Raw genomic sequence first — 12,217 nt, forward strand, 5'->3', positions numbered from 1 at the left:
GGCTCCGCGGCGTCGGTTCCGTTGCCGTCCGGCGTCGCCTGCGACTCGACCGCCGCGTTCGCGGCCGGCTCCACGTCCGGCGTCGCCTGCGACTCGACCGCCGCGTTCGCGGCCGGCTCCACGTCCGGGGTCACAGCGGAATGTTTCCGTGCTTCTTGGCGGGAAGGCTGGCGCGCTTGTCCCGCAGGGCCCGAAGGCCCTTGATGATCTGAACCCGGGTATCCGAGGGCGCAATGACGGCATCCACATAACCCAGCTGGGCTGCCTGATACGGGTTGAGGAGCTCTTCCTCGTACTGCCGGATGACCTCTGCGCGTTTGGCCTCGACGTTGCCACCGGCGTCCGCGACCGCGGCAAGCTCGCGGCGGTACAGGATGTTGACGGCACCCTGCGCGCCCATGACGCCGATCTGGGCGGTGGGCCAGGCGAGGTTAAGGTCGGCGCCGAGTTTCTTGGAGCCCATGACGATGTACGCCCCGCCGTATGCTTTGCGGGTGATGACCGTGAGCTTGGGGACGGTGGCCTCGGCGTAGGCATACAGGAGCTTGGCGCCGCGGCGGATGATTCCCTGGAATTCCTGGTCCTTGCCCGGCAGGAAGCCCGGCACGTCCACCAGCGTGATGATGGGGATGTTAAAGGCGTCGCAGTGCCGGACGAAGCGTGCGGCCTTTTCAGACGCCGAGATGTCCAGGGTGCCGGCGAACTGCATGGGCTGGTTGGCCACGATGCCCACCGTGTGCCCTTCGATCCGGCCGTAGCCGATCATCACGTTGGGAGCGTATAGGGCCTGCATCTCGAGGAAGTGGCCGTCGTCCACGATCTGCTCAACGACCTTGCGCATGTCGTAGGGCTGGTTGGCGGAATCCGGAATGAGCGTGTCCAGGGCGAGGTCGTCGTCGTCGACTCCCACTTCCTGCTGGTGGTCCAGCACCGGGGCCTCGGCCAGGTTGTTGGAGGGAAGGAAGTCCAGGAGTTCGCGGACGAATTCGATGGCATCTGCCTCGTCCGACGCCAGGTACGTGGAGGTTCCGGTGGTGGCATTGTGCTGCCGAGCGCCACCCAGGGTTTCCATGTCGACGTCCTCGCCGGTGACGGTCTTGATGACGTCCGGTCCGGTGATGAACATATGCGAGGTCTTATCCACCATGACCACGTAGTCGGTCAGGGCGGGGGAGTAGGCGGCACCGCCGGCGGAGGGGCCCATGATGAGGGAGATTTGCGGGACGACGCCGGAGGCGTGGACGTTGTTGCGGAAGATGTCCGCGAACATGGCCAGGGATGCGACGCCTTCCTGGATGCGGGCGCCGCCGCCGTCGAGGATGCCAACCACCGGGCATCCGTTGCGCAGCGCGAATTCCTGCACCTTGACGATCTTCTCGCCGTTGACCTGGCTCAGTGAGCCGCCGTACACGGAGAAGTCCTGGCTGTACACCGCCACGGGGCGGCCGTCCACGGTGCCGTATCCGGACACCAGGCCGTCGCCGAGGGGCTTCTTCTTTTCCATGCCGAAGGCCGTGGAGCGGTGGACGGCCAGTGCGTCGAACTCGACGAAGGATCCCTCGTCCAGGAGCATGTCGATGCGTTCGCGCGCAGTGTTCTTGCCGCGGGCGTGCTGTTTTTCGATGGCCTCGGGGCCGGATGGCTGCTCGGCACGCGCCTGGCGGTCGCGGAAGTCGGCAATCTTTCCCGCTGTCGTTGTCAGATCGTGGCTCATCAAGTGTCTCCGGCTCTGTAGCTGATGGTCGCTGGCACTGTGTCGCAACGGCGCTTAAGTAGCTTCCGCACAAAAACAGGACCCTGTTGGCTAGTCTAGTGACGCTATTGGCGCGGACCGCTGTAGAAAACCTACAATTTTCTGCCGTTGAGAGACAGCGACCAGTATGTTACTCACCGGTAACATACTTCGGTTAGAGTGTCCTTATGACTTCAAGCAACGATGCTTCGGGCACCGCCGCAGGGCCGTACCAGGCCGCCGGTTCCCTTCAGGGCCGCACCATTTTGATGTCGGGCGGCAGCCGCGGCATCGGCCTGGCCATAGCCCTCCGCGCCGCACGCGACGGCGCCAACATAGTGCTGATGGCAAAGACCGGCCAGCCGCACGCGAAACTGGAGGGGACGGTCTTCAGCGCTGCGGAACAGCTGGAGGCGGCGGGCGGCCAGGCGCTACCGATCGTCGGGGACGTCCGCCACGACGACGACGTCGCCGGGGCGGTTGCCGCCGCCGTCGAACGGTTTGGCGGGATCGACGCCGTGATCAACAACGCCTCCGCGATCGATCTGTCCAAGACCGACGCCCTGGACATGAAGCGCTACGACCTGATGCAGGACATCAATGTGAGGGGCACGTTCCTGCTTTCCAAGCTTGCGCTTCCTGCCCTGCGCCGTTCATCCTCCGCCAACATCCTTACCCTTTCCCCGCCACTGAACCTGGACCCCAAGTGGGCCGGGATGCACCTTGCCTACACCATGGCCAAATACGGCATGAGCCTCACCACCCTCGGCCTGGCCGAAGAACTCAAGGCAGAGGGCATCAACGTCAATTCGCTCTGGCCCTGCACCCTGATCGACACGGCAGCCATCCGCAACATGCCCGGCGGCGAGAACATGGTGAAGGCCGCCCGCGGACCGGAGATCATGGCGGATGCGGCGCATGCCGTGCTGACAGGCAGCAACCTGCAGGGAGGCGGCGGTTCGCCGAGCGGCAACTTCTATACGGATGAACAGGTGCTCTCCGCGGCCGGGGTGGCTGACTTTTCCGCCTACAGCCTGGGCGCGCCGGAGGACCGGCTGGTCCCTGACATTTTCCTCTGAGAACCCTTCGGGCCGCCGCCGGAGCCGCACCAACTCGGTAGGATTCAACTATGGACGCCCCACAGCCTGCCGACGGCCAGGACCCGAACAACCTGCAGTCTCCCGAGCCCGGGCCGGAGCAGCAGGGTGATGATGCGCCGACCGCTGCCGGGCCGGACTCCGTTCCGCGGGCCGGGCTCAACCGGGCTGAGCTGGGCAGCGATGAATTCCTTGCTGCCAACGGCCTCGCGCAGCTCACGGTGGTGGACTCGACAGGCTCCACCAACGCGGACCTCCTACAGGGGGTGACCGTGGATCCCCGCGCCTGGCCGGACCTTTCCGTGCTGACGGCCGAGCACCAGACCGCGGCCCGCGGCCGGCTTGACCGCCACTGGGAGGCCCCGCCGCTGAGCTCGGTTTCCGTGTCGGTCGTTCTCCGCCCGGTCAACGCGGAAGGGCGGCCGCTGCCCACGCACAGTTACTCCTGGTTTTCGCTGCTCGCCGCGCTTGCCCTGCGTGAGGCACTCTTGGAGACCGCTGGCATCCCGGCAGAAATCAAATGGCCCAACGACGTCATGGTGCGCGGCCGGAAGATCGCCGGCATCCTGGCGCAGCTTGGACCCATGGGGGACGGCACTGTTCCGCCCGTGATCCTGGGCACGGGCCTCAATGTGACCCTGACTGCCGGCGAACTGCCCGTCCCCACGGCCACGTCCGTGCTGCTGGAGAACGCCCGGACGGTTGACCGGACCGCACTCCTGAAGAGTTATCTTTCGCGCTTCGCCGCGCTCTACCGGAACTTCTGCAATGCTGACGGCGATCCCGCCGCCGGGATGGCCGGCGGACCGTCGCTGCACAAGCGGGTTGAATCGGTCATGTCCACCCTCGGCAAGCAGGTGCGGGCACAGCTGCCCGGTGACCACGAGATCATCGGCCATGCCTCCCGCCTGGACGAATACGGCTCCCTCCTGGTGGTCGATGCAGCCAAGCATGAACACGTCGTGACGGCGGGGGACGTGGTCCACCTCCGGCCGTGGACGCCGCCTGGCACAGGCAACGGAGCAGAAACCGGCACGGGCGCCGCGGAAAGCGGATATGCGTAAAGACCTCCTGCCGGGTGAACAGGTCATCACTGTCACCCGGCCCCAGCCCCGGAAGCTCTTCTTTCCGGGGCTGTTGTTCATTGTTGTTCCTGCCCTGGGTGCTTTCGCGAGTGCCTGGATCGTGAAAGGCGGCCCGGCCCGGCTGGTTCCGCTGATCACCGGGGATTGGACGATCTGGCTTGTCGCAGTGTGCGTCGGGGCGGTTGCGTGGATACTGTTGGGGTATTGCCTGCCTAGTGTGCTCAGGTGGCACGCTACGCAGTACGTGCTGACCAGCCGGCGGATAGTTGCCCGTTACGGCATGTTGCGCAGGCGGGACATGCAGGTTCCGCTCGCATCCGTCCACCACATCGGTGTCAGCCAGACGCTGTGGCAACGCATATTGCGATCCGGGAATATATCGTTGGATACCGGACATGGCGCGGACGCCGTGATCCCGGATGTGCCGGAGGCCATGAAGTTCCGGAACTTCGTCCTCGATGCCATCGATGAGCTGCCGCCCGGCATGGTCTTCGAGGCAGACCGGGCGGAGCAATTAGCCGGGGACGCACAGTACTACCGGCCGTGGGATATGGGCGGGCAGTGGGATACGAGAGAAGGTGGAACAGATGAGCGTTGAGAATGCCGGACCCGTGGACGAGGCCGAGCGCTCCGAGCTGCCCTCGCCGCCGGACGCCGTAGTGGAAACCGCCACACTCGAAGCCGCCGTGTTGGAAACGGCCGCGCTGGACACCGTTTCAGTGGAGGCACCCGTGCTCGACACGTCCGCGGCCGGGGACCCCGCCGGAACGCCGCTTGCACCCCACCGCCCGATACCCCACGATCCCGACCCCTATGATCCGGCCCCGGCGGGCAGGCCGGCGGGATCATCCCCGTCTGAGGCACCCCCCACGGGAACACTCTCCGCCGAACGGCTCGCAGCCAAGGCGCTTGAGGCCAGGCTCCTTGGCGGTGAGCGCAAGCTGCGCCGCCGTGAGGTGGCTGCCGGAGCGGGGCTGTCCCTGCTCTCCGCCCGTAAACTGTGGCGCGCCCTAGGCTTTCCCAACCTCGGCGACGAGGACGTGGCCTTCACTGAACGCGACCAGGCGGCGCTCTCCACCGTGGTGGACCTGGTCCGCGCAGGAAAACTTACCGAAGAGGCGGCCATTTCGGTGACCCGGGCCATCGGGCAAATGACTGACCGCATGGTGGTGTGGCAAATCGAAGCCCTTGTTGAGGACATGGTCCACCGGCAGGGCGTGTCGGACGCCGTTGCCCGCAAGCGGCTGGTCAACCAGCTGCCGTCCCTCGTGGATGCCCTCGAGGAAATGCTGGTGTATTCCTGGCGCCGGCAGCTCAATGCGGGTGTCCAGCGCCTTGCCGTGCGGGCCGAAGCCGGACTGCAGGCAAGTGAAGAGGGCCGTGAAGGCGATGAGGATGACGCGCCGTTGCCCCTTGCACGGGCAGTGGGCTTTGCGGACCTGGTCTCGTACACCAGCCTTTCCAGGCGCATGAACGAGAAGACGCTCGCCCAGCTGGTGCAGCGTTTTGAAAACAAGTGCGCGGAGATCATTTCGGTAGGCGGCGGCCGGCTGGTGAAAACGGTGGGCGATGAAGTCCTCTATATTGCCGAAACACCGGCAGCCGGCGCCGAAATTTCCCTCGCACTGTCACAGGCTTTCACCGAGGACGAGATCCTGCCCGAGGCCAGGGTTGCCATGGTGTGGGGCCGGATCCTTTCGCGCCTGGGCGATATCTACGGGCCCACTGTCAACCTCGCAGCCCGGCTCACGGCACTGGCCGACCCCGGCACGGTGCTGGTCGACTCGATGACTGCCGCCGCCCTGGAACACGACGAGCGGTTTGTGCTTGTGCCGCAGAAGGCCGAAGAGGTCCGCGGCTTCGGCGAAATCCATCCCGTACTGCTGCAGCGCGGCAGCGGCCGCGGGCTCGTGCTGGACTAAGTCCTTGCACCGGGCAGGTTTCTACATTTGATGGTCTTATGACATAGTCGGACTGACCCGGCTACGTCTCTGGTGGGTCGCAGCGTGCCCGGAATGCATTTTTTGTGGGGGAAAAACTGGCAATGAAACGGCTACTTCGATCCGTGCCGCCCAAATCGGAACCGACGCAGAACCGTCGGCCTGCGCGGATTTTCCGAGGCACGGTTTTTGCGGTGGCCGGTGCTGCGTTGGTGGCTGGTGCGATTATTTATCCGGGGTTTAAGACCACTGAGGTGGAGTTGAACGACGGCGGCGTGTGGGTGGTTTCCAAGGCCAAGAATGCTGTGGGCCGGCTGAATTATCCGTCGCGGGTTTTGGATGGTGCGGTGACGCCGGCGAGTACGACTTTCGATATCCTGCAGAACTCCGGCGATGTCTTCGTTGACGATGAGACCGGTTCGACGTTGAATCAGGTGTCGCCGGCGAATATGCAGCTGGGCGGGGATAAGCAGTTGCCGGGTTCGGCTGATGTCAGTTTTGGTTCGTTGGTCATTTCGGTGACGGATCCGGCCAAGGGCAAGGTGTGGGCTCTGTCGCCGGCGACGGTGAACGGTTTCGATGAGGAGGCCACCGAACCCGCCTTGGTGGGTTCGGAGGGCCTGGTGTCCGCGGTCGGTGCGGATAACCGGATTTACAGTGCGGATCCCAAGACCGGCGCTGTCACTATCACAGCGGTTGACGCCAATGGCGCAACGGCCTCCACCGAGTCGGGCACGTGGGACGGGTTGAAGGGTGCGGGTGATCTGCAGCTGGCTGTGGTGGGGGACAAACCGGTGGTCCTGGATGCGGGGCGGGGGAAGTTGTTCCTGCCGGGCGGGCGTGAGCTGGCGTTGGAGAATGCGCGGGATGCGAAGTTGCAGCAGTCCGGTCCGGGGGCGGATGTGGTGGCGGTGGCGACGCGGAAGGCGTTGTTGAAGCAGCCGTTGGATGGTTCGGCGGCGAAGGCGGTGTCCTTTGATGGTGAGGGTGTTCCGGCGGCGCCGGTGCAGCTGGGCGGGTGTGTTCATGCGGCGTGGTCGGGGGCGAACAAGTATGTCCGTGACTGTGTGAATGATGCTGATGATAAGAACGTTGAGGTGCCCAAGGCGAGTGCGTCGCCGTCGTATGTGTTCCGGGTGAACCGGGACCTGGTGGTGTTGAACGATGTGAACTCGGGCAATGTGTGGCTGGTGAACCAGAACATGCAGCTGGTCAACAACTGGGACGACGTCATCCCGCCGCAGCAGACCTCGGATGACGCGGACAAGGACTCCGCGGACGAGGTGCAGCAGACCGTGCTGCCGGACCGGACCAAGCCCAACAGCGCGCCGGTTGCCAAACCGGACACCTTCGGAGTCCGCGCGGGCAAGACCGCCATCCTCCCCGTCCTGGACAACGACACCGACCCCGACGGAGACATCCTCACGGTCCGCGCCCCGGATGCGATCAGCTCCGGGCTCCTTGCCCCGATCTACGGTTCCACCGGTTTCCAGGTCAGCGTGCCGGCGGACAAGACCGGCTCCGAGACATTCAAATACTCCGTGGACGACGGCCGCGGCCTCAGCGCCTCCTCCGATGTCACCCTCAACATCATCCCGCCGGGGGAGAACTCGGCCCCCCGCCGGAAGCCGAACCGGAACACCTCCCTGGTGGTGCAGGCCGGCAAGCTCGTCAGCCAGAACATCCTGACCGACTGGATCGACCCTGACGGCGATGACCTGTACGTCGTCAGCGCCTCCAGCAGCGATCCCCGGGACCAGGTCAAAGCCCGGCCGGACGGACTGCTCAGCTTCCAGGACGGCGGCTCCGAGCCCGGCCGCAAAGTAGTCACCGTTACGGTCTCGGACGGCCAGTCCACTGCCGAAGACAAGGTCACCGTGGATGTGCGGGCCCCGGGAGCGCTTCCGCCGATCGCCAACGCAGACCACATCGTCGCCGTCGCGGGCGTGGACACGGTTATCGCCCCGTTGAAGAACGATTCGGATCCGCAGGGCGGCGCGCTCCGGCTCGCCCAGGTCACTCCCGACGGAAACTCCACTGCCACCATGGGAGCGGACCAGCAGACCTTTACCTTCAACTCCACTGCCGAGGGCGCCCACTATGTGACCTATCTCGTGACCAACGGCCCGGCCAGCGCACAGCAGCTGGTACGCGTGGACGTCGTTCCCGGCAACGGCGACGGCGCCCCCGTCGCCGTCCGCGACACCGCCCTGCTGCCCAGCGGCGGCAGTGTGCTGGTGGACGTCCTCGGCAACGATTCGGACCCCTCGGGCGGCGTGCTGGTGGTCCAATCCGTCACAGCGGCCGAGGGCCAGCCGGTCAGCGCATCGGTGCTGAACCACTCGCCCATCAGGATCACCGACATCCGGGCAGAGGGGCAGCTCAACGTCAAGTACACGATTTCGAACGGCAAGGCCTCCGCCAGCGGAGACATCGCCGTGCTGGTGGTGCCGGCACCGGCCAAGCTCCAGGCCCCGCAGGCCAAGCCTGACGAGGTATCGGTCCGGGCGGGCGACGTCGTCACCATCCCGGTGCTGGAGAACGGCACCGACCCCAACGGCGGCAAGCTCACCCTTGAACCCGAACTGGCGCAGAAGCCCGACGACGCCGACGGCCGCATGTTCCGCGCCGGCGGCACCCTGCGCTTCCTCGCCGGGGACGTTCCCAAGACGGTCTATGCGATCTACAAGGTCACCAATGAATCCGGGCAGTCGGACTCCCAGCAGGTCACCATCCGCATCCGTGCCCGCGACGACGAACGGAACACCCGGCCCGAGCCGAAGAACCTGACCGCGCGCGTGGTGGCCGGTATGGTGGTGCGGATTCCGGTGCCCTTGGACGGGATCGATTCCGACGGCGACTCCGTGCAGCTGATCGGCGTGGACAAGGCTCCGGCAATGGGAACGGCCGTCGTGAAGGACGGATACCTGGAGTTCACTGCTACCGCAACGGCCGCCGGCACCGACACCTTCACCTACCGTGTCCGGGACCGGATCGGCGCCGAAAACACAGGCACCGTAATTGTCGGAATTGCCCCGCCGGAGGCCAACAACCAGAAGCCCATTGCGGTGGACGACGCCGTGGATGTCCGCCCCGGGCGCCAGATCGCCGTCGACGCGCTCAGCAACGACTCGGACCCTGACGGGGACCCCATCGGCCTGGTGGCCAACGGCTTCGAGGCGCGACCCGAACTCCGGGTCGAGAGCGCCGACGGGGGCAAAGTGCTGCTCACGGCACCCGGCGCCGCCGGCAACGAGAGCGTCAGCTACAAGATCCAGGACGACAAGAAGGCCCAAGGGAGCGCCGTGATCCGGGTACGGGTCAGTCCCGATGCCGCCCTCAAGTCCCCGGTCGCGCAGGACGATGTGGTCACTCCGGCCGAGACGCTGGGCAAATCCGCCGTCGACGTCCCGGTCCTCAAGAACGACTCGGACCCCGACGGCGTCGCCGCCGAACTCAAGGTCGCCCTGCCGGACGGCAACCCGAACGCGCGCGTCGGAGGTGACGGCAATGTCGTCGTGTCACTCGCCCCGAATGACCAGCTGGTTCCGTACACCGTCACCGACGTCGACGGCCAAAGCGCGACGGCGGTCATCTGGGTTCCAGGGCAGGGGGAGCAGTACCCCACCCTGGCCCGCACCGACGTCCTGGAAGTGATGGCCGGCAAAGAAGCGACCATCGACCTGGGCGAGTACGTCCGCGTACGGGACGGGCGCACCGCCCGGATCACCCAGGCGGACAAAGTACGCGTCCAGGGAGCGGACCCCGGGAACATCATCACCGGCAACGGAAACGCGGTGCGCTACGCGGCGCTTAGTGACTACATGGGGCCCGGCTCTGTCACCTTTGAAGTGACGGACGGCACCGGCCCGGACGATCCGCAGGGGCTGAAGTCCACGCTGACCGTCATCACCCGGGTAATCCCGGACCCCAATGCCAACCACGAGCCCACGTTCAGCGGAACCGACCTCGAGGTGCCGCTGGCCGAAACTGCCAGCCTGGAACTGGGCAACCTGGCCAAGGACGTTGACGAGGGGGACCAGGAGAAACTCGCCTTCGAACTGGACGGCACCCTGCCGGAAGGTTTCAAGGCAACCATTGAGGGGCAGACGCTCAAGGTCAGCGCTGATTCCGGCATCGCCGCAGGCCGCAAGGGGATCATCCCGCTCAAGGTGACCGACGGCCGCTCCGGCGCGGTGAAAGCTGCAGTGACCGCTACCGTCGTCGCCTCCAACAGGCCGCTCCCCGCCGCCAACGAGGACGTCATCGACAAGGCCAACGCCGGCCGGACCGAGACCATCAACGTCCTCGCCAACGATTTCAATCCTTTCGGTGAAACCCCGCTGAAGATCATCTCTGCCACGGTCGAAACCGGTTCTGCCGCCGGTGCACCTGCCGTGAACGGGGACTCGATCACAGTCACTCCCGCCGAGGGCTCCAAGGGAGTCATGGTGATTCGCTACACCGTGCTGGACAAGACCGGGGACCCCTCCCGGCAGGCGAGCGGCCGTGTGCGCATCACCGTCCGGGACAAACCGGATGCCCCCTCGGCCCCGTCCGCGACGGACGTGCGCAGCCGCACCGCCGTACTCAAGTGGGCGCCGCCGTCGGACAACGGCGCGGCCATCAGCAAATACACCGTTACGTCCAGCGGCTTCAGCCAGGACTGTGCCACCACCACCTGCACACTCAGTGGCCTGACCAACGACGTCAAGTACGTTTTCACCGTCACGGCCACCAACGAAGTGGGGGTCTCGGCGGCATCGGTGGCGTCCAACGAGATCAGGCCGGATGAGAAGCCCTCGCCTCCGGAGGCACCCACCGTCAAAGCCGGCGACAAGAATATGGTCATTGCCTGGCCTGCGGCGAAGACCGAGGGCTCAGCCGTCAAGGGCTACAACCTGGAGATTTCGCCGCCGCCGGCCAACGGGGTTGCCGTGAAAAACGGGGTCACCGGCCTCAACTACACCTGGCCGGGACTGACCAACGGCGTGCGCTACAAGGTCCGTGCCCAGGCCGTCAACGAGCTTGGCCCCTCCGACTGGGGCATCTACTCGTCCGAAGACAATCCTGCCGGGGTGCCCGCGGCTCCGGCCGCGCCGACGTCTGCCGTGGCCTCAGCCGTCGGAACCACGAACCAGCTGCGAGTTAACTGGTCGGAACCCGACACCAACGGTGATCCGATCAGGAACTACTTCGTCACGATGAGCGGAGGCGGCGGAGCGCCGCAGACCCAGACAGTCGCGGGCACAGTGCGCACTGCAAACTTCACGGCAAACAACTCCGAAGCTGAGTACACCTTCACCGTGCAGGCCGAAAACAAAGCCGGAAAGGGTGCCGTCAGTCCGCCATCCGCGCCGCGGCGCGCCACCGGCAAACTCGGCCAGGTCTCGGGGGTCAGCGCTACCCCGGCAGACACCGGGGGAGCAGGGCGGAAGGTGACCATCAACTTCAAGGAGCTGACCGCTGCCGAACGCAACGGCTCTGCCTACGGTGAAGTCAGCTACAGCTACAACGCCAGCACCGGCCAGGGCGGACCCATCAAGCCCGGGCAAACCGTGGGAGGCTTCACGAATGGTGACGCCACATCTATCACCGTGGTGGCCAACTCCACCGTGGCACCAAGCTCGGACGCCAGCGCCGCAGCCAAGGCCACGCCGTACGGCGCCCCGGGCACGCCGTCGGTGTCGGGCCAGAACGGCGGCCAGAACCAGAAGTCCCTTAGCTTCAGCTGGTCCTCACCGTCGACGGCGACGAACGACGTCGCTTACACACGGATCAATATCGACGGCCGGGGCTGGGAAACTGTCGCGGCGTCCGGAACACGGACGGTGAACACCGGCGGCTTTGACGAACGGCACTCGATCCAGGTGCAAACCGTCAACTCCGTGGGCACCGGCGGGCCCGTTGCCCAAGCCACGGCCCAGTCCGGCCCGGCCAAGACAAATTGGGATACGGCGGTCAACGGTTACCGCACGTGCACTGACGCGCCTGCCTCCGGGCAAACCTCGTGGCGGTCGCCGACGAACGCGGAACATACGTGCGACGGAGTCATCCGTGGCTATCCCTGGATCTACGGCTCCGGCCCGTCCTTCACGGTCAACTGCTTTATGTGGCGCACTGTGCCTGACGCCCGCGGGACCTATAAGTGGTACCGCATCAATACGCATCCTGACGGCCGTTTCGTGGGCCGCACCATCCAGGTCGGCAATACCACCCTGGGCGAACCCGAGAGTCACGGGATTCCGCAATGTTCATGACGGGCGTAACCGCAGGTCAGGCGGCTGGGGAGTGCTCCCCATCGCAGTCCCGCGGATGGTTGGGTAGGCTGTCGCGGGAAACAGAGAGCCCGGTACCGGGTCT

At 65.7% G+C, this 12,217-nt stretch carries 6 protein-coding genes; 5 read left to right on the plus strand and 1 reads right to left on the minus strand.

All coding sequences use genetic code 11. From position 1 onward, the window contains the following. Positions 1-130 precede the first annotated feature (130 nt). A complete protein-coding gene (locus AC1MDG_RS06555; RefSeq protein ID WP_479808242.1) occupies positions 131-1,714 on the minus strand; it encodes an acyl-CoA carboxylase subunit beta in 1,584 nt (527 codons plus the stop codon). A gap of 206 nt (positions 1,715-1,920) precedes the next feature. On the opposite strand from AC1MDG_RS06555, the gene AC1MDG_RS06560 reads away from it, so the two are divergent. The 5 genes from AC1MDG_RS06560 (at position 1,921) to AC1MDG_RS06580 (ending at position 12,114) form a co-directional block, all read left to right on the plus strand. Next, entirely contained in the window at positions 1,921-2,811 is an 891-nt protein-coding gene (locus AC1MDG_RS06560; RefSeq protein WP_479808244.1) for an SDR family oxidoreductase, read from the plus strand. A gap of 50 nt (positions 2,812-2,861) precedes the next feature. Continuing rightward, positions 2,862-3,893 carry a biotin--[acetyl-CoA-carboxylase] ligase gene (locus AC1MDG_RS06565; protein WP_479808246.1) on the plus strand — a complete coding sequence of 344 codons (1,032 nt, stop codon included), beginning with the start codon at positions 2,862-2,864 and terminating at the stop codon, positions 3,891-3,893. After that, a complete protein-coding gene (locus tag AC1MDG_RS06570; RefSeq protein WP_479808248.1) occupies positions 3,886-4,512 on the plus strand; it encodes a PH domain-containing protein in 627 nt (208 codons plus the stop codon). The genes AC1MDG_RS06565 and AC1MDG_RS06570 overlap by 8 nt, the downstream gene beginning before the upstream one ends. Next, entirely contained in the window at positions 4,502-5,836 is a 1,335-nt protein-coding gene (locus tag AC1MDG_RS06575) for an adenylate/guanylate cyclase domain-containing protein (RefSeq protein ID WP_479808250.1), read from the plus strand. The genes AC1MDG_RS06570 and AC1MDG_RS06575 overlap by 11 nt, the downstream gene beginning before the upstream one ends. Positions 5,837-5,958: 122 nt before the next feature. Beyond that, positions 5,959-12,114, plus strand: coding sequence for an Ig-like domain-containing protein (locus AC1MDG_RS06580; protein WP_479808252.1), 6,156 nt, complete (start codon positions 5,959-5,961; stop codon positions 12,112-12,114). The last annotated feature ends 103 nt before the right edge of the window (positions 12,115-12,217 follow it).

This window comes from Arthrobacter sp. AIWTK1 (assembly GCF_056680535.1).

Coding starts and splice junctions, on each gene's coding strand:
- AC1MDG_RS06570 (WP_479808248.1), top strand. CDS start 3,886: ATGCGTAAAGACCTCCTGCCGGGTGAACAGGTCATCACTGTCACCCGG.
- AC1MDG_RS06580 (WP_479808252.1), top strand. CDS start 5,959: ATGAAACGGCTACTTCGATCCGTGCCGCCCAAATCGGAACCGACGCAG.
- AC1MDG_RS06565 (WP_479808246.1), top strand. CDS start 2,862: ATGGACGCCCCACAGCCTGCCGACGGCCAGGACCCGAACAACCTGCAG.
- AC1MDG_RS06555 (WP_479808242.1), bottom strand. CDS start 1,714: ATGAGCCACGATCTGACAACGACAGCGGGAAAGATTGCCGACTTCCGC.
- AC1MDG_RS06575 (WP_479808250.1), top strand. CDS start 4,502: ATGAGCGTTGAGAATGCCGGACCCGTGGACGAGGCCGAGCGCTCCGAG.
- AC1MDG_RS06560 (WP_479808244.1), top strand. CDS start 1,921: ATGACTTCAAGCAACGATGCTTCGGGCACCGCCGCAGGGCCGTACCAG.